Raw genomic sequence first — 21698 nt, 5'->3', positions numbered from 1 at the left:
TCCAATCTTAACTATTTTTATTGTAAAAGATATTCTATAAATCTGCCAATATTTTTCAATCTATAGCTGGGACTTTTCTATATCTTTTATTTTCAGGGATATATCGAGTAAAATGAAAATATTAAAACAGCATGACACTGAAGATGAAATAGATCTTTTTGTGTAGGAGGAGACAACGATGGAGACGTATATATTATCATTGGACCAAGGAACAACAAGCTCTCGGGCCATTTTATTTAATAAAAAAGGTGAAGTTTTGCATATTGCCCAAAAGGAATTCACCCAATATTTCCCGAATCCTGGATGGGTAGAGCATAATGCCAATGAAATTTGGGGTTCTATTTTATCAGTCATCGCTTCCTGTCTATCGGAAATGAATGTAAAGCCGGAACAGATTGCGGGAATCGGTATAACGAATCAACGGGAAACGACGGTGGTTTGGGATAAGGAAACAGGACAGCCTGTTTATCATGCAATCGTTTGGCAATCCCGACAGACCAACGAAATCTGCGAGCAATTGAAGAAGGATGGTCACAGTGATTTATTTTTACAGAAAACGGGTTTGTTGATTGATGCTTATTTTTCCGGGACAAAGGTGAAATGGATTCTCGATCATGTAGACGGTGCTCGGGAAAAGGCAGAAGCCGGGGACTTATTGTTTGGCACGATTGATACGTGGCTGATATGGAAGCTTTCAGGTGGCAAAGCCCATGTAACCGATTATTCGAATGCTTCGAGAACGCTGATGTATAACATTCATGATTTGAAGTGGGACGAAGAGATTCTCGAAATTTTACAGGTGCCTCATTCAATGCTGCCGGAAGTTCGGCCTTCTTCAGAGGTCTATGCGAAAACTGTCACACATCATTTCTTTGGACATGAAATTCCGATTGCTGGAGCAGCAGGAGATCAGCAGGCCGCATTGTTCGGCCAAGAATGCTTTGAAAAAGGAATGGCTAAGAATACATACGGCACCGGGTGCTTTATGCTGATGAATACAGGAGAACAGGCAGTGAAATCTGAACATGGTCTGTTGACTACGATTGCATGGGGCCTTAACGGGAAAGTCGAGTATGCATTAGAAGGCAGTATTTTTGTCGCAGGTTCAGCAATACAGTGGCTTAGGGACGGATTGGAGATCTTGCAAGAATCGAAAGATAGTGAAATGTATGCAAAGCGGGTTACCTCAGCGGATGGGGTCTATGTAGTCCCTGCGTTTGTTGGACTTGGTACTCCTTATTGGGATAGTGATGTCCGAGGAGCGGTTTTCGGGTTAACAAGGGGGACTTCGAAGGAGCATTTCGTCCGGGCAACATTGGAAGCATTAGCCTACCAGACAAAAGATGTCCTTAGCGCCATGGAGGTCGATTCAGGGATTAACTTAAAGGCATTGAGGGTTGATGGCGGTGTTGTCAAAAACGACTTCTTGATGGGATTTCAAAGCGGACTCTTAAATGTACCTGTCGAAAGACCGGTCATTAGTGAGACAACAGCGTTAGGGGCAGCGTACTTAGCTGGACTCGCGGTCGGTTATTGGGGCAGTCAAGAGGAGATTTCTAAGCAATGGGCCGTCGATAAAACATTTGAGCCTGACATGGAAGAAGCGGTACGAAAGGATTTATATAATGGCTGGAAAAAGGCAGTTCAGGCCGCAAGGGTTTTTAAATAGAATAAATAAGGGTATTAATAGATAGAGATAAGATATAGAAAGTCAAACCTATAAAAAGGGGTGGTTTTGTGATAGTTCAAGATTTCATGATCAGAGAAGTATATGTGGCCCGTCCGGATTTTACATTAAAGGAAATTTTGCGAATTTTAATAGAAAATAAAGTTGGCGGGGTCCCGGTTGTTGATGAACAGGATAAGCTTTTAGGGATGGTAACAGATGGGGATATCTTACGTTATTTGGCACCTGCAGAAGATGCGATAATGGGATATTTTACGTACATTACGATTCTTCCAGGTGAAAAACTGGATGAAAAGGTCACATCTAAGATGAATGACAAAGTATCGCAGATCATTAAAAATAAGAAAATCACAAAGCTATCCCCAAAAGATCCGTTGGATGAATTAATAAAGGTCCTTTCTAAGCATCATTTCAAGAAAATACCCGTTGTAGACGAAAATAATAAGGTTATCGGCATTATCAGTAGAGGAGATGCACTGCGGGCTCTTTATAAGGAATTCGTTCAAAATTTAGAGTAATAGATTGATGCATATAGTAGAGGCCTGCTCTAAATGGAGCAGGCCTCTTTGTGTACTGTATCTCTAATTAATAAATAAGGAAAATATCACGGAGTATTCTCAATTTCCTTGTCTTTATCAGATTCACCTTTTAATCTTTTTTCCTTTAACTTAAAATAGGCGTCCATTACGTCTCGGCCGATTCGTTTGTTAATATCGTCAGAAGGTTTGCCTTGATATACCCATGGCACGACGACAGAGAATGCCACTTCTGGATTATTGTGAGGTGCATACCCTGCAAGTGTTAGATTGATAGTATCGACTGGTTTACTATATTGATTTCTTCGCGGTCCATCATAAAAGGCTTGAGCAGTACCCGTTTTGGCAGCCGCACGGTAGGATTTACCGCCGAAATATTTATATGCCGTCCCGCCTGGCTCCTGGGCAACCTGCCTGAAACCTTCCTGGACACGCTGAATCCAAACATCCTTACCGCCTAATTCGTTCAGCACTTTGGGGCTCATCGATTTAAAGACGCTGCCCAACTGATTGTGTTCTTCGGAAGGGTTCCGGATTTCCTTGACCATCCGCGGCTCCAGCCTTTTTCCGCCATTTGCAATCGTTGATGCGTATTGTGCCAACTGCATCGGTGTATATGTATCATACTGCCCGATCGATAAATCCAGGAGCAACCCATCTTTTGACATGTCAACGCCTTTAAACCCGACCGATTCATTCGGCAGATCGATGCCGGTACGGACACCCAATCCAAATTGGGCATAATGGTTGCGCATGATCGCATAAGCTTCCCGGTTGATTCCGAGCGGTCGATTGGGAATATAATGCCCGCCGGCAATTTTGATTGCTGTCATGAACATAAATACATTCGACGATTTTTTTAACGCGGTGACATCCGTTACATAACCCAAATCGCTATAAGACCCTTTTGGTTTAGCCCTTGCTAACTGTAGTTTTCGGTCAAAAAAAGCTGACCCCGGTGAAATGGCTCCCGTTTGAAAACCTGTGTAGACCGTAGCCCCTTTAACAGATGATCCCATCGTATAGGAGGTCGTAATGTTTCCAAGGGCAAAATCGTTCATTTCAATTAAACCGGTTTTACTATTACGTCCGTATTGTTTACCGGCCATCGTAAGTACTTCGCCTGTGTTCGGGTCCATTAAAACAACGAAGGCACGGTCTAATAGGTAGGTATTTCCTCTAGCTTTCGTTCGGCGTAATTCTCTTTCAATGATATCTTCAACCGTTTGCTGCAGCTCCATATCAATTGACAGTACTAAGTCTTTTCCACTTTGACCTTCCGTGAGAGTTTCCGTTTTGATGACTTCCCCTTTACTCAGGACATTTTCAACCCGAGTTTTTTGACCGCGCAGGACATCTTCATATTGTTTTTCGATATAACTTTTTCCAACACGGTCATTCCTGGTATAGTCACGGGCTAGATAATAATCAATATTTTCACTTGGAAGACCTTCTTCAGAAGAAGAAACTTTGCCTAGTACCGAACGTAAAGTTTCGTCATACTTGTAGGTTCTTTCCCAATCGGTTGTCACATCCACGCCGGGCAATTCATCCAAATGTTCACTTACCTGGGCAAATTCATTTGTGGAGACATCTTTATTTTTAACAATGGACGGTGTAAGGGCATAACCGCTATTGAATTCACGGAAGATGGCTATAACTTCCAATTCATCCTTGGTAAATTCCTTGAGATTATCTTCAGTGACTCGCTCTAATTGAAGTTTGTATAGATCTTTTTGTTCTAATTTCTTTTCGACTACTTTCTGCCTTTCGGCCTTGGTAATCAATGCTTCCGCTTTTTCTGGATTTTTTAAAATCCAAAAATCTTTTATATCTGGGTCTCTAACTTTTTTCGTATCCATTTTTATCAATGTAGCAAGAATCTCAGCTGTCTTCACCATATCAGCTGTTTTTGTATTCGGGTATTTCGTGTAAGTAATAGCATTGAGAGGATCATTATCAACAACTGGATTCAAGTTGCGGTCATACATCTTGCCACGGGGAACGGGGGTATTAGCCACATCATTTTCCGTTCGATCAACTTCACGGAGATAATCATCTCCATACACAATTTGGACGATCCCAAGTCTTATTATTAAGCTTGAAAATAAAATGAATATTAAAAAGAACATAAAGTTCAGGCGGAAAGGAATTGGGGTTTTTTTCTTTTTTTCTTTAGCCATTTTAATCATTCCTTTCTAGTAAAAGTAAAATAAAAGAAAATTCCTATCTCTAATGATATATAAAATTAACTATTTTTTCTATGCTTTATCCGTAAAATTATCTATATTACCAAAATATTGTTAAAGATATTAAAAATTCCTTGTATTCTAACAATTAGAAACGTTTAAATATATTAAATGATCTATTAATAATAGGTATAAAGGGTAGTAGAAAGGCTGTCGGGCGAACAGCCTAAAAAATCTGCAGGATGCAGATTTAAACCATTTATGCGGTGAAGAGAAAGATTGGAAAAAGACGTATGCTCTATAGAAAAAGTATGGTTTTTCATGTAATACGGAAGTTCAAATGGGAGGCGGAGAAAAAAAGATAAAGAAGAGGAGAAAATATATACTGTCTCTGGAACCGGTTTGTTCATCAGGGTATTTAAACCTGGTAGATTGCTGCTGTAAATAGACTATGAACAACCAGGATGTTGACTGCGCTTTCAGCGCTTACCACCATCGTGATGTTCGTTCTTTGGAATCAAGCGCATTCATAGAATATGGAACTCGTGATAGAGAATCATTTTATTTGTTGCTGATTCACACCGCCTTAAGTATGTTGATTTTTGTGACTTATAAATATGCCTATACCTAATTTACTTCATTTTTCCTTACAGGAGTTTGGTCTACTACACAGATTATCTCTTTGAAATATCCGCAAAGATCGAGCCACTTTTCAGGGTAGATATAGATAAACCGTTCTATCGTTTCAATAGAATGTAGCACAAGGCAATCAATCGTATCTGCCTTTTTATTTTGTAAATTAGAGAGAAGTACATGTGGGATGGTGTAATAAGGATAGAGCTGATAAGGATTTAGTATGACCGGGGAAATATTTTTTTCTTCTATATATTTGTCAGTCACAATCTTTTGGATTGCAAAGCTTTCATTCGTATGTAAATCACCGATCATGTAGTTTGGATTCATTAGTACAATGCCTCTCATTTCGCTTCACCCATTCTTTTTGCTAACCATTCTTGCCAAATGGAGGATGGGGTATTCAAAGTAAGAGGCGTGAAACTAGATAATTGACTTCAATTTATTGATGTTTTTGAGTTGCTGGATATTTTCGAGCACCTTGTTGGTCAAGTCCACCTTTTTTATAATTGGGAAGGTTTGTAAATCTTCGATGAAGCTTTCCATTGTAAACCAATCGATTGAAGGTAAAGGAAAGAAGGTGTGGTCGTCCCAGGCATCAAGTAGAGTGGGACTGTAAACTTTACATTCTATTGCAGAAGGTGTTTCAGAGGTGAAAATGGACTTCCAATAATCCTCCCGAGAACCGGTATGGTGAACTGCTTTTGCAAATTGCCCCACACCTTGAAAAACAGTTGGATTCTGAAAGAGAAGTTGATATAAGATTTTTCCAGTTTCAATACGCTGCTTCGGATCAGTAAAGCGCTCAACGGTTAGTCCAGTTAAGGAATAGAGTCTGTCTTGCTTTTTTGCATAAGGAAAGATAACCGTCGTAAACCCTAAAAGTTCCTGCAGCTGAAAATCGAGCCTTCTTAGGATTTCACCATGTCGGGTACGGTTAATTACCCTTTCCTGAAGCATTCTTTGTTCATTGATGATAAGAGCGGATGTTAATAGAGGTGAATGAGGTTCAGTTAAAAACGATTCCCATATCGGTGCCATGAATCTTGAAATATGAAAGATTTGTAGAAACTTTCTTAAAGAAAACTTTCTTCGTTTGGAATGTTCATATAAAAGGAGCTGTGGAAAGGAATCTGCAAAGACTGCTGAATTTGCGCGTTCGAGGAAAAGGAAAAATTTTTGCCGATCCTCTTTGCTGAAGAGATGGGTCATGGATGAACTCTTTAAATCAGTCATATGGTATCCACCGTTTCTGGAAACCATATGAGCTAAAAAAGACCAATGAACCTCGGGATTCCGCCTGTAATAGGAAAGATAGGCTTGAGTCCTTGTTACATTATTCCGGTTCATGGCAGCTGTCTCTGTACGTACGCTCTTTACTAGAGCCGTTTCCTCAGGCAAAAATGCTTTGGATTCATCTAAAGGGTGAAAAAGCTCTTTTTGTAATTGGGATTTTAGAGTGCCAAACCTTTCTGCATCAATAATCGGATTAGTTTTGACAGGTGGTTTGCCTAACAACTTCTGCACATATTGCGAGAACATACAATCACCACGAATGTTTTTTAATTATTATATGCAGCGCACCAAGAAAGGGCTTTGCCTTTGCATCGCCCTCAAATTGTTGACTGATGAAGAAATTTTATCGTCATCGATTACTTTTCTTCTTCTTTTCCCGGTTCAATAAAATATAATAAACTATCCAGAAAAGTAACACGGGAATGAATGATAGCGGTCTATACTGGACCGGAACGGCAAATAAGATGAATATGGATGAAAATAAAAAGGGTACCGCTAGGAGTATATATTTTCTCCAATGCATATGCTGAACCTCCTTAAGGTTGAGTCGTTCTTATAAGAATAAAGGATTATTCATTAATAATCTAGAAAAGTCACAATTGACAAAAATATACACCCATAGTAATCTTTAATCACAAGGTAAAAATATCCAATAATTTATAATAAATGGAGGCGAACGTCATGACTAAATTAGATAAGCACATTGATGTGATAATCGTATATTTTCATACATCCGCCTGCCTTGAAACTTTGTCTTTATAGACAAAGGGTCGAACGTGCTCATTAATCATTTTTAAGCGCAGGTTGTGGAAGTTTCGCGGCCTGCGCCTTTTATATGTGTTTCTTACGCATCTAAAAAAGCTTCCGCTTAATTAACGGGGGCTTTTTGTTATTTAGGGAATCCGATGCAATAGCATCCTTTCAATATAAAAGATAGGAGGAATTATTAATGAGACAAATAACAATGGTGGTTCTACTCCAACCAGGAGATCCAGAAAGCGGCTAGTAAATTAATGGTGAGAACATAAGGGAGGGGAATTCATGTTTGCGATATTTAAAAAGCTGTCCTGGTACTTTAAAGAGCAATGGCAGCGTTATACCTGGGCCATTTTATTTTTATGCCTAGTGAATATTATGGAGGTTATTCCACCAAAGCTTGTCGGGAATGCCATTGATGACATGAACAACGGCAACATGACGCAAGAAGGAATCATGAAATACGTTATCTATTTGCTCATTGTCCTGTGTGTCAGCTATCTATTTGGGTACTTATGGAGTTATCTTTTATTCGGCGGCGGAAACTTGGTCGAACGAAAACTTAGATCCGGGTTTATGGGGCACTTGTTGAAAATGACGCCGGCTTTTTATGAAAAAAACCGGACAGGAGATTTAATGGCAAGGGCCACCAATGATTTAAAGGCAATCTCGCTCACTGCTGGGTTTGGGATATTAACGCTCGTTGACTCAGTTCTATTTACTATCACGGTTGTGATTATGATGGGTGCAACTATCAGCTGGCAATTGACGATTGCGGCGGTGTTGCCACTTCCAATCATGGCCCTAATGATGCAAATTTACGTGAAAAAAATTTATAAACGTTTTACGGATGCACAGGCAGCCTTTGGTAACTTAAATGACAAAGTGCTGGAATCCATTTCTGGTGTACGGGTCATCCGGGCCTATGTTCAGGAACGGGAGGATGAAAAGCGATTTGATGAAATGACTGAGGATGTATATCGTAAAAACCTCGAGGTAGCGAAAATTGATGCACTCTTTGACCCGACGATTAGCATTATCATCGGTATCAGTTATTTAATCAGTTTGGGTTACGGTGCCTATCTTGTTTTTCAACAAACCATTACACTTGGAGGTCTTGTTTCATTCAATGTGTATCTTGGAATGTTAATCTGGCCGATGATTGCGGTTGGTGAACTAATTAACGTCATGCAAAGGGGAAATGCTTCGCTTGACCGTATTCAAGATACTCTTTCTTATGAAGCGGATGTGAAAAATTCATTGAAGCCGGAGAGGATTTCTAATCCGGAAGATATTAAGTTTGATCAAGTTTCTTTTACGTATCCATCTTCAACAGTTGTTAATCTCTCCAATATTTCCGTTCAACTTGAGCGTGGGCAGACCCTGGGAATCGTAGGAAAAACTGGAAGTGGAAAAACGACATTCGTGAAGCAGTTACTACGGGAATATCCATTAGGAAACGGGGAGATTGCTTTTTCAGGTATGCCGTTAGAGAAACTGGAGCTTGAAGATATTCGTAAATGGATCGGGTACGTTCCGCAGGATCATTTTTTATTCTCAAAGTCTGTGAGAGACAATATCTTATTCGGTAAATTGGATGCAACGGAAGATGAACTGGCTGAAGCTATCCGGCTTGCGGATTTTGAGAAGGATTTAACGATGCTGCCTAAGCGTCTTGAGACACTTGTCGGTGAAAAGGGGGTCGCTCTTTCAGGTGGGCAGAAGCAACGGATTTCGATTGCAAGGGCCCTGATTAAAAATCCGGAAATCCTTATATTGGATGATTCCTTATCAGCCGTCGATGCAAAGACAGAAACGACAATCATTGAAAATATCCAAAATGAACGGTCGGGGAAAACGACCATCATCACAACACATCGCTTATCAGCCGTTCAGCATGCCGATCGAATTATCGTGTTGGACAGCGGAGAGATTATCCAAGAAGGAACTCACGAAGATTTACTGAAGCAAAATGGCTGGTATAGGGAGCAATATGAGCGACAACAAATTGACGCAGAAACGGAGGTGAGAGCATGAAGGTGGTAAAGAAACTCTATCAATACGCTGCTCTTTATAAAAAATTGATTATTGGTGCCCTAATCATGCTAGCGCTTTCCGTTGCCGCTGACTTAACGGGTCCATTCATCGCTAAAAAAATCATTGATTCTCACATACTTGGTATCGAATCTTCTTGGTATGAAACGGAAAAAGGGAAAGATACTGTCGAGTACGGTGATAATTGGTATAAACGGGCAGATTATTTTACTGAAGATGAGAAGAAAGGAAAAGAAGTCCATGTATTGCAGGTTAGCAATCAATTCGTCTTCGTCAATGAAGCTGTTGCCATCGATGGCGATAGAACCTTAGAAAACCAAACATTAATAATTGAGAAAAACGGAAAAGAGCAAATGGTATCAGTAGAGAAATTAACAAGTCAGGAATTAATGGAGTTTTACCAACCAGAAATTCCGCGAATTATAAAGCTTGTAGCTTTTTACTTTGGTCTTGTTATCATTTCTTCTGTTTTTCAATATGGGCAGAGTTTTTATTTACAGAAAGCTGCGAATCGAATTATTCAGAAGATGCGAAATGATATTTTTACTCATATTTCCCGATTGCCCATTCGTTATTTCGATAATATGCCCGCTGGGAAAGTTGTTGCTAGGGTTACTAATGACACTGAGGCGATTCGAGAGTTATATGTGACGGTGCTCGCCAACTTCTTTTCAAGCACGATTAATATTATCGGCGTTCTCATTGCTTTGTATATTTTGGATGCGCGTGCAGGGCTCATGGGCCTTTTACTTATTCCCATTATCGTTATCTGGACGAAGGTATATCGCAAATTCGCCTCGAAATATAATCACATCATTCGGGAACGAGTCAGTGATATTAACGGGATGATCAATGAATCCATTCAAGGAATGAACATCATTCAGGCATTCGGACGTGAAAAGGAGACAAAACATTCTTTCGAAAAATTGAACCGGGAGCATTACTCGTATCAAAATAAAATGCTCAATTTAAATTCATTAACGGGAGGAAACTTGATTGGTGTCATTAAGGTCATGGCGCTAATAGCATTTGTCTGGTATTTCGGCGGGATGTCGCTTACAGCAAGTTCAGCTATTTCTTTAGGGTTAATGTATGCAATTGTTGATTTGATCAGTCGTCTGCTTCATCCGCTTCACGGGATTGTCAATCAGTTTGCTAACCTAGAACAAGCGCTTGTTGCAGGGGAGAGGGCATTCAGTTTATTGGATGAGCAGGGATTAGAAGTCAGTGATGAAAACATTTCCCGATATAAAGGAAACGTGCAATTCGAAAATGTCTCATTCGGCTATAAAGAAAATGAATATGTGTTAAAAAACATTTCATTTTCTGCGCAACAAGGTGAGACAGTAGCTTTAGTTGGTCATACTGGTTCGGGAAAGAGTTCAATAATGAATTTGTTGTTCCGTTTCTATGATAGTAGTGAAGGACAAATCAAGATTGATGGAAGGGATATTTTAGATATTCCTCACCAAACACTTAGAGAGCATATGGGAATTGTCCTTCAGGATCCATATTTATTTACTGGAACCATAGCTTCCAATATCAGCCTTAATAATAAAGATATCACAAGGGAAATGGTTGAAAAGTCATTAAAAGATGTAGGCGGGGACAAAGTGCTGAAGCATCTGCCTCTAGGGCTAGATGAGCCGGTTATTGAAAAAGGCGGGACATTGTCTTCAGGACAGCGGCAGCTAATCTCTTTTGCACGCGCGCTCGCATTTAATCCGGCGATTTTGATTTTGGATGAAGCCACTGCAAGCATCGATACAGAAACAGAGGCCATTATCCAGGAAGGAATGGAAGTACTAAAGAAAGGAAGAACGACCTTTATCATTGCACATAGGCTTTCCACGATTAAAAATGCCGATCAAATTCTTGTACTGGATAAAGGACAGATTTCTGAGCAGGGGACACATGAAGAATTAATGGAGTTGAAAGGAAAGTACTATCAAATGTATGAACTGCAGGCTGGGTCGCATAAGGGAATGGCTGGATAAAAACCTAGTGGAATAATGAAGGGAGAAATTAAGAATAATTTTTCAGAAAATGAGGGATACTTACGAAGAGGTGATAATAATGAAACAAGGAATTCATCCTGATTATCAGCAAGTAGTATTTATGGATACTAACAGTGGTTATAAATTTATTACAGGCTCTACGAAAAAATCTAACGAAACAATTAAGTGGGAAGACGGTCAAACTTATCCTTTATTAAAAGTAGAGATTAGTTCAGATACGCATCCTTTTTATACCGGCAAGCAGAAATTTGCTGAAAAAGGCGGACGTGTGGATCGCTTCTTAGAAAAATATAATATGAAGAAATGATGTTAAGGCTATCGAGAAATCGATGGCCTTTATTTTTATTTTGGGAGATGGAAGAACTCGTGGGTAAATTAAGGTTTATAATTTTTTTAGTAATAACGTAGTGAATGCCTCATTTAAAATCCTAATAATAGAAAAAAGGGTTGCTCTAGGCACCCTTTTTTTCTATATATTTTATTTAACTGGAATAGCATGCGCTTTTGCACTTTTTACAAGAGCAGCGTCAAAGTCTTTAATTAAATCATCTGGATTCTCAAGGCCGACAGAGAGGCGAAGCAGGCTGTTGGTGATGCCTCGTTTTTCCCTTTCATCAGCAGGCATGGCAGCATGGGACATTTTTGCCGGGTAGGATAATATCGATTCCACTGCTCCAAGACTAACCGCAAAAACAGGAAGTTCGACAGTATTCACAAATGAGCGGAAAATTTCCTCGCTTTCTAGTTCAAATGATAAAACTGCACCTGCACCAAGGGCCTGTCCTTCCTGGATTGCATGCTGTGGATGATCAGTAAGCCCAGGGTAATACACCTTTTTCACTAATGGCTGCTGTTTTAAGTAGTCTGCAATTTTTTCTGCTCCTTTTTGAGAGTGTTCCATTCGTACAGACAAGGTTTTCAGACCTCTCATAACAAGCCAGGCATCCTGGACACCAAGTACCGCACCAAAGGAGTTTTGAAGGGAACCGAGTCTTTCAGCCAATTCAGGATCTTTTACGACAGCAAGCCCAGCTACGACATCACTGTGTCCGGATAAAAACTTCGTCGCACTATGAAGGACAACATCCGCCCCTAAGTTCAGCGGTTTTTGCAGAGCTGGTGTCAAGAATGTATTGTCGACAAAACTCAATGCGCCGACTTTTTTTGCGATATCACAAACGGCTTTAATATCAGTCACCTTAAGCAATGGATTTGAAGGTGTTTCAATGTATATCGCTCTCGTATTAGGTTGAACGGCCGCTTTAACGCTTTCGAGGTCCGTCATATCAACGAAAGTATGCTCGATGTTGAAGCGGGTCAACACGCTTGTAACCATCCGGAACGTACCGCCATACACATCTTCTGAGATGACGATATGGTCGCCAGCAGAAAGCAGAAGGAATGCTGTTGAAATGGCTGCCATACCTGAAGAAAAGGCAAAGCCGCGAGTACCATCTTCAAGCTCGGCAATGATATCTTCAAGTGCTTCCCGTGTTGGATTTCCGCTCCTGCTGTAATCGTACTTGCCGAATGTATCGATATCAGTTTGATGGAAAGTGGAAGCGTGCTGAATAGGGACGCTCACACCGCCTGTTGTCGGATCGAATTTATGCTGGTTATGAAGTAATTTGGTTTCAAAACTGAAATCATGATTTGTCATCGTAGTGCCTCCCTTTTTACATGTGCAAATGCTTGCTGGAGGTCTTGAATTAAATCGTCGCTGTCTTCGATGCCAACCGAGAAGCGTAGAAGTCGATTACAAACCCCATTAGCAGTTCTAACTTCAAGAGGGATATCGGCATGTGTTTGTGTAGCAGGATAGGTGATGAAGCTTTCAACGCCTCCAAGACTTTCTGCAAATGAAATTAATGAAAGTGATTGTAAAAATGGATTGACCGCTGCTTCGTCAATTATCCGGAAAGAAATCATACCACCTCTGCCGGGATACAGGACGTCCGTTACACATTCATGTTCTGATAAATAATCTACAAGGATTTTGGCGTTCTTTTCATGACGTTCCATCCGCAGTGCCAGGGTTTTCATTCCGCGCATTAACAGCCATGAATCAAATGGACTCAACACCGCTCCTGTTCCATTATGATGGAAGGCAATCGAATCACATAATTCTGCACCTTTAGCCACGATTAGTCCAGCAAGAACATCATTATGACCACCGAGATACTTCGTTGCGCTATGGATTACAATATCGGCTCCAAGCAGGATAGGCTGCTGCAGAAGCGGCGTATAAAAAGTGTTGTCAACAATCAACAGTAAATTAAATTGTTTGGCAAGTGCGGCAACAGCGCTAATATCTGTTTGCTGCATAAGAGGGTTAGTGGGAGTTTCGATAAAGATGGCTTTTGTTTGAGGAGTAATAGCTTTTTCGATATCCTCTAAACAACAAGTGTTTACATAGTCACACTGTAAGCCCCATTTTTTAAAACCTTGTTCTAGCAAACGATATGTACCACCATATAGATCTTCGCTGACTATCCATGCATCACCTGATTTAAATAAGGCTAGTATGGTAGAAATGGCCGCCATTCCTGAACTGCAAGCATATCCTTGGTCACCTCTTTCAAGGTTGGCGATGGATTGTTCCAAAAGTTGACGTGTTGGATTACCTGTCCTTGTGTAATCGAATCCAGTTGATTGGCCAATTCCTTCGTGGCGGAAAGCTGTCGAAAAGTAAACCGGCGGATTGACTGTTCCTGTCGCCGTTTCACTGCGATTACCTAGTTGAGCAAGATATGTTTCTGTTTTATACATAGTTTTCACTGCTCCTTTGTGTTTTATAAAATAAAAAAAAGTCTTCTTTAAGAAGAAGACTTGGTTAAGTATGGACGAGTCATTCTTCTTATCTTCCAAGTTCACAAACTTGTGGAATTAGCACCTTTTCATTGGTTTGAAACAAATGAAGGTTGCTGAGGTGTCATCGGGCCATTCCCTATACCTCTCTCGATAAGAGTTTAGATTATTCAATTTCTTTTGAATTTACTATATATATAAAGTGCTGTCAAGAACATTCTGGGAAAATATTGCTCGATAATTCTTTATTGGTTAATTAGGACTAGCGTTGTCAAAACATGATTGGTCCAATGAAAAACCCCTAAATATTGTGGAAAACGCGATGGTATAAGGTGTTGAGATACTTTAAAAGACTTTGTTTAATTAAATGGATTTTCTGAAATATAGGGAAGGTTTTGTTCTGTTTCTTTGCTTTAAAATAATAAAGTTTGTACAATGTATAGAGAGAAGAATTAATAATATGTCATTATTCATTTCATATACATAAGGTTTTCGGTGGATAGTGCAAACATAGGAGGAGAACACATGGAATACAGAATCGAACGAGATACGATGGGTGAAGTGAAAGTTCCTGCTGATAAGTATTGGGGAGCACAAACCGAGAGAAGCCGTAACAACTTCAAAATTGGTAATGAAAAAATGCCGATTGAATTAGTCCGTGCTTTTGCATATGTAAAGCAAGCGGCAGCTAAAGTGAACTATGACCTTGGTGATCTTTCTGAAGTGAAAAAGAATGCCATCGTTAAAATTTGTGGCGAAATTCTAGAAGGTACACTTGATGAACATTTCCCCCTTGTGGTCTGGCAAACAGGCAGTGGCACTCAAAGTAATATGAATGTGAATGAAGTGGTCGCTAACAAAGGGAATGAATGGTTAAAAGAAAACGGTGAGTCCGAAACCCTTCACCCAAATGATGATGTCAACAAGGCGCAAAGCTCTAATGACACATTCCCAACGGCTATGCATATTGCAGCCTATATGGAAGTTGCTGAAAAATTAGTACCGGCAATTAAAGTACTTCGTGATACTTTTGCAGCAAAAGAAAAAGAATTCTGGGATCTTGTGAAAATTGGACGTACACATCTTCAAGATGCAACACCACTAACTTTAGGCCAAGAAATCTCTGGTTGGAAAGCGATGCTTGATAAAGACTTAGTGATGATTGAAGAAAGCAGTCAAAAACTATTGAATCTAGCACTAGGCGGTACAGCTGTAGGTACTGGGATCAATACGAAAAAAGAATTTCCAGGACTTTCTGCAAAACAAATAGCGGCGGATACAGGACATTCTTTCGTAACATCGGATAATAAGTTCCATGCATTAACAAGTCATAACGAAATTGTTTACGCTCATGGCGCATTAAAAGCATTAGCAGCGGACTTAATGAAAATTGCGAACGATGTTAGATGGCTGGCAAGCGGCCCAAGAAGCGGAATCGGTGAAATCGCTATTCCTGAAAACGAGCCAGGCAGCTCTATCATGCCAGGTAAAGTAAATCCTACACAAAGTGAAGCGTTGACAATGATTGCGACACAAATTGTTGGTAACGATGCAACAATCGGCTTTGCAGCAAGCCAAGGTAACTTCGAATTGAACGTATTCAAACCAGTTATCATTTATAACTTCCTACAAACTGTTAAATTATTGACAGAAGGCATTCACTCTTTCAACAATAATTGTGCAGTAGGCATCACAGCGAATGAAGATAAAATCAAAGAAAATGTTGACCGTTCTCTTATGCTAGTAACAGCATTGAACCCACATATCGGTTATGAAAAAGCAGCTAAAATTGCCAAAACTGCATTCAAAGACAACTCTACATTAAAAGAAGCAGCGTTGAAATTGGAATTCTTGACTGATGATGAATTTAAAGCATGGGTAGATCCTGCTAACATGGTTAATAAATAATTGCCTATGATCACCCTCCCGCTGTTTTTAGGGAGGGTGTTTTAAGGTGTTAAAATAATAGAATAAACAAATACTGAGTATATAAGTTTCTAGAACAGGAGGGAATACAATGGCTTTATGCCCGCTTTGCAACGGCCTCAGAAAAATTCATGTGAATTGCCCGGAATGTGGCAGTGATCTTGATGATAAAGGGAAATTCATGGATTATGCTGATTCATACAGTGCATACATGGATATAGATACGCTTAAGCAAAACGATGGATACCCGCAATCGCTCCAAAAAGGTCAATGTCCACACATCATGAACTGCTCTAAATGTGGACATGATGAAGTGGTACTTGTGCAGGAATAGATTTTATAGATATAGTAGAGTTCAAGACCTTAGCTGAAATATACGCACAAAGACCCATTCATATGAACGGGTCTTTGTTTTGATATGAAATTTAATTAGAAAGTAACTTCAAGCCATACTCCATTTGTGATTCTCCTTCAGCAAAAATGCGCTGCTCGGACCCTTTATCAAAAAAGTGGGCTTTATTCATGTCGAGAGCAAGTTCAATATTATCGCCTGCTTGGATGATGTTTTTTGCATCGATGCGCGCGACGAAGTCCTGGCCAGCGAATGTCGAGTAGAGCATAATTTCGGCACCCATGAGTTCAGCTACATCGACTTGAGCCGTGAATGTAGTGTTTGGAGACTCCTTGATGTAAGCCCCTTCATTATGGAAATCCTCTGGACGGATGCCAAGGATAATTTCTTTTCCGATATAGCCTTGATCACGCAGCGTATTCATTTTCAATTCGGGTACTTCAAGCGTTTGCTCCCCAATTTTAATGATGCCTTCTTTTAATGTTCCGGTAAAGAAGTTCATAGCTGGTGATCCGATAAAGCCACCCACGAAGACATTCACTGGTTTCTCGTACACGTCTTTTGGTGCGCCGACCTGCTGGATGATACCGTCCTTCATAACAACAAGTCGTGTGGCCATGGTCATTGCTTCTGTTTGATCATGAGTGACATAAATTGTTGTAGTGTCCAGTCGTTTATGTAGTTTTGCGATTTCAGCACGCATTTGAACCCTGAGTTTGGCGTCAAGATTTGATAATGGCTCATCCATTAAAAAAACTTTTGCGTCTCGTACAATTGCACGACCGAGTGCCACACGCTGGCGTTGTCCACCTGAAAGTGCTTTCGGTTTCCTATTTAAAAGGTCTTCGAGACCGAGGATTTTTGCTGCGTCATTGACCCGCTGCTTGATTTCCATTTTTGGCGTTTTACGGAGTTTTAATCCAAATGCCATATTGTCATAGACGGACATATGAGGATATAAGGCGTAGTTCTGGAAAACCATCGCAATATCACGATCTTTCGGTGGGACATCATTGACCCGCTTGCCGTCTATATATAAATCTCCTTGGGAAATGTCTTCAAGTCCGGCAATCATCCGTAAAGTCGTCGATTTTCCGCAACCGGACGGTCCCACGAAAACAATGAATTCTTTATCGGCCACACGAAGGTTAAAATCTTTAACAGCTGTTTCTTTTTTATCATAAACCTTAAATATATGATCTAATACTAACTCTGCCATGAAAATTCCTCCTTTTAAACTCCTAATTACTTGTACCAATAACTATAGTCTAATCTATCAAATTGGAAAAAAGTATAGGCACACTGCACAAAAAAGGATAATAATTCCTTTGTTAACTTTGCAAATAGTAGTTAATCATTCAGCAAAAGAATTAAGTAAGCAGCCAAGGCATGCGGAAAGTTTCTAATATCGAGTCCAGTTTTTTCAGTAAATTTATCTATTCGGTATTGTAGGCTGTTTCGATGTATATAAAGTTGCTTTGCGGCATAGGTTGCATTGGAATTGCACTCAATATACGTTTTAATCGTCTTCATTAGTTCAGTATCATTCATGGTTTTACCGAGTATTTCATTGATATACCAAGTTTTACTCGTTGCAGATTGGTCACTTATCAGTGAGTGAGGAATGATGTCGGCCAAATCAGTCACTTTTAAATCTGGCAAATGCAATTGTGCCAGGTCAAAACACTTATTCTCCTGATTTCTGTGATAAGGGAGTTCTTGGTTTACAGAGTGAAAGCGACCGGTAAACATTCGAGTCTTAACATAAAAATCACTCTCAAGCGTGGTTGAAATAGCAAGCAGTTCATTTTTTGATAACGACTCATCTGTGTCTGTTTCAATTAAAATACCCGCCTTTTCATTTTCCCAGATCAAGACTGAATCAGATGGGACAAATGCGAGGAAGGCATCCTCGAAATGGGAGTGCGAAAAATCAGCATGAGTCAGATTAAAGTGGATAAACCGGACATTCTCCCAGCTTGTTAAAGGCAAGGATGCATTCGGTTCGAATAAAAAAGTATTCCATGGTGTGTGAGGAAACGTGTTAATTTTATTTTGGTAAAATAAAGGAGTAAAGAGCAGTTCCAACAAACGGATTTCCTCGGCCGAAATTTCTGAACGGGGAATACCGATTGTGCTCCCAATAGAGTCTTCAAACCAAATATAAGAAGTAATGTTCTTCGTATCTTGTATATTGGAAAGAGCGTTTGGGAATTTTTGTTTAAGCTTTTCAAGCATCGTGTTCACCTTCTTTCTCACTATCTATCTCATTATAGCGAAAAAGAATAAAGTGGAAAAGAAACAATGGTATTACAAGTTATTAGAAAAACAATAGGACAAGGACATTGATTTTCAAGCTATTTTAATAGTTTTTTTCGAAGTAATGATTCTATACCTTAAATTACACCAATAAACCCAAATGGATGGAGGAAATGGTCGTATTGCTTTTATTATGTAATTTGTGAAACACACTGTTTTTCAACGTATGATTTTCTTGCAATCTTGCAAACATGATTCCTTATAAATGTCATATTCAAATCAGAAGCGATCAAGTTACCGGCAAAATTACTTTGACCTATGCAGTCAAAGACGAAGGAATAAGTCGTTCCTTCTTTAATATTATGAGCTATTTTCTCATACCTCTCTGATTTCATAATAAGGATAATTTGATATTTTAATATAATAAATGATTTGCTGGAATTAATGGAATACTCACATGACTAAGGGATTTAGAACAAAAGTTGGATAGTGTAAGATAAAAACTAATAATATATTACTGAAAGTTCTAAATATTTAAATATTATCTTGAATTAGTATAACAGCAAGGTTATGATTCGTGATATAAGTGTTATAAAAAAGTGGAGGTGGAAATGTAATTATGAAGACGAAGTGGCTAATATCAGTCATAATCCTATTTGTTTTCTTTTTTCCTCAAAATCTAGTTTTTGCTGGGAAGGATAAGAATGAAGGGATCAAAGTAGTACGTGATAATTTTGGAGTACCCCATTTATACGCTAAAAATTAAAAAGATTTATATGAAGCGTATGGATATGTTATGGCAAAGGATCGACTATTTCAGTTGGAAATGTTCCGTCGCGGAAATGAGGGGACCGTTTCAGAAATTTTTGGAGAGGATTATCTTTCAAAAGATGAGCAATCCAGAAGAGATGGATATAGTGATAAAGAAATTAAAAAAATGATTGACGGTCTGGATCGTCAGCCAAAAGAATTAATAGCAAAATTTGCTGAAGGTATTTCACGTTATGTAAATGAAGCTTTAAAAGATCCAGATGATAAACTTTCGAAGGAGTTTCATGAATATCAGTTTTTACCGCAAAAATGGACTTCAACAGATGTTGTCCGTGTTTATATGGTATCCATGACCTATTTTATGGATAATCACCAGGAGTTAAAAAACGCAGAGATACTTGCAAAGCTAGAACATGAATATGGGACAGAAGTTTCCCGGAAAATGTTTGATGATTTAGTGTGGAAAAATGATCCTAGCGCTCCTACAAGCATTGTAAGCGAGGGGAAACCAAAAAGGGACTCGTCTTCTCAATCCCTTCAAATACTGTCTTCAGCTGTAATCAAAGCTTCTGAAAAAGTCGGAAAGGAAAGGGAGAATTTTGTCCAATCATCTGAAGAACTTGGATTACCGTTAAAGATAGGCAGTAATGCCGCCATAGTCGGTTCCGAGAAATCTGCAACAGGAAATGCTTTATTATTCAGTGGACCACAAGTAGGTTTTGTTGCTCCTGGATTTTTGTACGAGGTAGGTTTGCATGCGCCAGGTTTTGATATGGAAGGTTCAGGATTCATAGGCTATCCTTTCATCATGTTCGGAGCCAACAATCACTTTACTCTAAGTGCTACAGCTGGGTACGGAAATGTAACCGATATCTTTGAGGAAAAATTGAATGCGAACAACGCTTCCCAGTATTTATACAAAGGGAAGTGGAGAGACATGGAAAAGAGGAAGGAATCTTTCACAGTCAAAGGAGACAATCGAGAAAAGAAAACAGTAGAAAAGATTTATTATCGGACAGTACATGGTCCTGTAATTAGTAGAGATGAAACAAATAACGTGGCTTACAGTAAGTCGTGGTCTTTCCGTGGAACTGAGGCCCAAAGCATGTCGGCTTACATGAAAGCGAATTGGGCAAAAAACTTAAAAGAATTTGAGAATGCAGCTAGTGAATATACGATGTCTTTGAATTGGTATTATGCGGATAAGAAAGGTGATATAGCGTATTATCATGTAGGAAGATATCCAGTTAGAAACAGCAAAATTGATGAAAGAATCCCTACACCAGGAACAGGAGAATATGAGTGGAAAGGTTTTATTCCTTTTAAAGAGAACCCTCATGTAATCAATCCGAAGATTGGCTAGGTAGTTAATTGGAACAATAAGCCTTCTAAAGAGTGGGTAAATGGTGAATATAGTTATTATTGGGGTGAGGATAATCGAGTCCAACAATATATCAATGGGATGGAAGCGAGAGGGAAAGTTACATTAGAAGATATTAATGAAATTAATTATACGGCAAGCTTTGCACAGCTTCGAGCAAACCTCTTTAAACCGTTATTGATTGATGTGTTGGACAAGAATAAATCAACCAACGGGAACTACACCTATTTAATTGAAAAACTGGAAGAATGGAATAATCTAAAAGAAGACGAAAATAAAGATGGATATTATGATGCAGGGATTGCGGCATTCTTTGATGAATGGTGGAATAATCTCCATGATAAACTCTTTATGGATGAATTGGGAGACTTCTATGGAATAACGAAAGAAATTACCGATCATCGCTATGGGGCTTCATTAGCATATAAAATATTAAGCAAGGAATCTACAAACTATAAATGGGTGAACGTAGATCAGGAAAAAATAATAATGGAAAGCACAAACGAAGTACTTGCTAAATTGCAATCAGAAAAAGGGGTAAAAGCAGAAAAATGGCGTATGCCTATAAAAACGATGACTTTTGGTGAAAAATCATTGATTGGTATTCCCCACGGGTATGGCTCAATGACTCCAATTATTGAAATGAATCGTGGAAGTGAAAATCATTATATTGAAATGACTCCGAAAGGGCCGAGTGGCTTTAACATCACACCGCCTGGTCAAATTGGATTTGTAAAAAAAGATGGAACGATAAGTGACCACTATGATGACCAACTAGTTATGTTCGCCGAATGGAAATTCAAGCCATACTTATTTAACAAGAAAGATATTTATAAAGCAGCTAAAAATGTAAGCGCATTAAATATGAGTAAGTAGAAAGTAACGATTTGAATATACCCTATCATTCAAGCATAAAGAGCCTATATTATTGATGCTGTGACCTCGATTTTGAATCGGGGTCATCTTTGTAATCCCCACTTGTAATGACAAAGTAGGTTACAAACAAAATGCCGGGGCAAGGGGAAATCTTA

General features: G+C 39.3%; 14 protein-coding genes, 1 pseudogene and 1 riboswitch. Of the genes and pseudogenes, 8 read left to right on the top strand and 7 right to left on the bottom strand.

The genetic code is table 11. The annotated features are described in order from the left end of the window. Window positions 1-178: 178 nt before the first annotated feature. Entirely contained in the window at window positions 179-1669 is a 1491-nt protein-coding gene (glpK, locus tag JFU50_RS04005; protein ID WP_201221777.1) for a glycerol kinase GlpK, read from the top strand. Window positions 1670-1737: 68 nt separating this feature from the next. Further along, window positions 1738-2205: a CBS domain-containing protein gene (locus tag JFU50_RS04000; protein ID WP_201182067.1), complete on the top strand. Its 468-nt coding sequence runs from the start codon at window positions 1738-1740 to the stop codon at window positions 2203-2205. Window positions 2206-2291: 86 nt separating this feature from the next. Here JFU50_RS04000 and JFU50_RS03995 read toward each other — a convergent pair whose 3' ends face one another. The 3 genes from JFU50_RS03995 to JFU50_RS03985 all read right to left on the bottom strand — a co-directional run bounded on the left by JFU50_RS03995 (window position 2292) and on the right by JFU50_RS03985 (window position 6572). Further along, window positions 2292-4406: a peptidoglycan D,D-transpeptidase FtsI family protein gene (locus tag JFU50_RS03995; protein ID WP_201221775.1), complete on the bottom strand. Its 2115-nt coding sequence runs from the start codon at window positions 4404-4406 to the stop codon at window positions 2292-2294. A 633-nt stretch (window positions 4407-5039) separates the two neighbouring features. Beyond that, window positions 5040-5393 carry a hypothetical protein gene (locus tag JFU50_RS03990; RefSeq protein WP_201182064.1) on the bottom strand — a complete coding sequence of 118 codons (354 nt, stop codon included), beginning with the start codon at window positions 5391-5393 and terminating at the stop codon, window positions 5040-5042. 75 nt (window positions 5394-5468) lie between these two features. Further along, entirely contained in the window at window positions 5469-6572 is a 1104-nt protein-coding gene (locus JFU50_RS03985) for a DUF2515 family protein (RefSeq protein WP_201182063.1), read from the bottom strand. Window positions 6573-7382: 810 nt separating this feature from the next. Between JFU50_RS03985 and JFU50_RS03980 the strand changes: the two genes are divergently transcribed. From JFU50_RS03980 to JFU50_RS03970, 3 genes are all read left to right on the top strand, one after another. After that, complete coding sequence (locus JFU50_RS03980) at window positions 7383-9134, top strand: ABC transporter ATP-binding protein (protein WP_201221771.1); 1752 nt, start codon at window positions 7383-7385, stop codon at window positions 9132-9134. Beyond that, window positions 9131-11149 carry an ABC transporter ATP-binding protein gene (locus JFU50_RS03975; RefSeq protein ID WP_201221769.1) on the top strand — a complete coding sequence of 673 codons (2019 nt, stop codon included), beginning with the start codon at window positions 9131-9133 and terminating at the stop codon, window positions 11147-11149. The genes JFU50_RS03980 and JFU50_RS03975 overlap by 4 nt, the downstream gene beginning before the upstream one ends. Window positions 11150-11228: 79 nt before the next feature. Then, window positions 11229-11477, top strand: coding sequence for a type B 50S ribosomal protein L31 (locus JFU50_RS03970; protein ID WP_053344867.1), 249 nt, complete (start codon window positions 11229-11231; stop codon window positions 11475-11477). Window positions 11478-11648: 171 nt separating this feature from the next. On the opposite strand, the gene metC is transcribed toward JFU50_RS03970, so the two are convergent. Further along, window positions 11649-12830 (bottom strand): cystathionine beta-lyase, encoded by a 1182-nt coding sequence (metC, locus tag JFU50_RS03965; RefSeq protein ID WP_056527873.1) that lies wholly within the window; start codon window positions 12828-12830, stop codon window positions 11649-11651. Further along, complete coding sequence (locus JFU50_RS03960) at window positions 12827-13939, bottom strand: methionine biosynthesis PLP-dependent protein (RefSeq protein ID WP_053344869.1); 1113 nt, start codon at window positions 13937-13939, stop codon at window positions 12827-12829. The genes metC and JFU50_RS03960 overlap by 4 nt, the downstream gene beginning before the upstream one ends. Before the next feature lie 85 nt (window positions 13940-14024). Continuing rightward, window positions 14025-14138: riboswitch (SAM riboswitch) on the bottom strand. A gap of 365 nt (window positions 14139-14503) precedes the next feature. Between JFU50_RS03960 and fumC the strand changes: the two genes are divergently transcribed. Together fumC and JFU50_RS03950 are read left to right on the top strand one after the other, a co-directional pair. Further along, the gene (gene fumC / locus JFU50_RS03955; RefSeq protein ID WP_053344870.1) at window positions 14504-15886 is read left to right on the top strand and encodes a class II fumarate hydratase; all 1383 of its coding nucleotides are present in this window, start codon (window positions 14504-14506) and stop codon (window positions 15884-15886) included. A 109-nt stretch (window positions 15887-15995) separates the two neighbouring features. Further along, a complete protein-coding gene (locus JFU50_RS03950; protein ID WP_053344871.1) occupies window positions 15996-16238 on the top strand; it encodes a hypothetical protein in 243 nt (80 codons plus the stop codon). Between the two features lie 91 nt (window positions 16239-16329). Here the strand turns inward: JFU50_RS03950 and JFU50_RS03945 are convergent, their stop codons facing one another. Together JFU50_RS03945 and JFU50_RS03940 are read right to left on the bottom strand one after the other, a co-directional pair. Further along, entirely contained in the window at window positions 16330-17475 is a 1146-nt protein-coding gene (locus tag JFU50_RS03945; protein WP_053344872.1) for an ABC transporter ATP-binding protein, read from the bottom strand. A gap of 131 nt (window positions 17476-17606) precedes the next feature. After that, window positions 17607-18494 (bottom strand): PucR family transcriptional regulator, encoded by an 888-nt coding sequence (locus JFU50_RS03940; protein ID WP_201182048.1) that lies wholly within the window; start codon window positions 18492-18494, stop codon window positions 17607-17609. A gap of 799 nt (window positions 18495-19293) precedes the next feature. On the opposite strand from JFU50_RS03940, the pseudogene JFU50_RS30590 reads away from it, so the two are divergent. Then, window positions 19294-21543 (top strand): annotated as a pseudogene (locus JFU50_RS30590) (penicillin acylase family protein); the annotation flags it as partial. Between the last annotated feature and the right edge of the window lie 155 nt (window positions 21544-21698).

Source organism: Peribacillus sp. TH14, assembly GCF_016651145.1.
In the GTDB taxonomy this organism is placed as follows: domain Bacteria; phylum Bacillota; class Bacilli; order Bacillales; family DSM-1321; genus Peribacillus; species Peribacillus butanolivorans.
This window is presented reverse-complemented; position numbering and strand designations above follow the sequence as displayed.

Excerpts from the sequence above, each read along its gene's own strand:
- glpK (WP_201221777.1), top strand. The coding sequence starts at position 179 with ATGGAGACGTATATATTATCATTGGACCAAGGAACAACAAGCTCTCGG.
- JFU50_RS03995 (WP_201221775.1), bottom strand. The coding sequence starts at position 4,406 with ATGGCTAAAGAAAAAAAGAAAAAAACCCCAATTCCTTTCCGCCTGAAC.
- JFU50_RS03990 (WP_201182064.1), bottom strand. The coding sequence starts at position 5,393 with ATGAGAGGCATTGTACTAATGAATCCAAACTACATGATCGGTGATTTA.
- JFU50_RS03980 (WP_201221771.1), top strand. The coding sequence starts at position 7,383 with ATGTTTGCGATATTTAAAAAGCTGTCCTGGTACTTTAAAGAGCAATGG.
- JFU50_RS03975 (WP_201221769.1), top strand. The coding sequence starts at position 9,131 with ATGAAGGTGGTAAAGAAACTCTATCAATACGCTGCTCTTTATAAAAAA.
- JFU50_RS03970 (WP_053344867.1), top strand. The coding sequence starts at position 11,229 with ATGAAACAAGGAATTCATCCTGATTATCAGCAAGTAGTATTTATGGAT.
- metC (WP_056527873.1), bottom strand. The coding sequence starts at position 12,830 with ATGACAAATCATGATTTCAGTTTTGAAACCAAATTACTTCATAACCAG.
- JFU50_RS03960 (WP_053344869.1), bottom strand. The coding sequence starts at position 13,939 with ATGTATAAAACAGAAACATATCTTGCTCAACTAGGTAATCGCAGTGAA.
- fumC (WP_053344870.1), top strand. The coding sequence starts at position 14,504 with ATGGAATACAGAATCGAACGAGATACGATGGGTGAAGTGAAAGTTCCT.
- JFU50_RS03950 (WP_053344871.1), top strand. The coding sequence starts at position 15,996 with ATGGCTTTATGCCCGCTTTGCAACGGCCTCAGAAAAATTCATGTGAAT.
- JFU50_RS03945 (WP_053344872.1), bottom strand. The coding sequence starts at position 17,475 with ATGGCAGAGTTAGTATTAGATCATATATTTAAGGTTTATGATAAAAAA.
- JFU50_RS03940 (WP_201182048.1), bottom strand. The coding sequence starts at position 18,494 with ATGCTTGAAAAGCTTAAACAAAAATTCCCAAACGCTCTTTCCAATATA.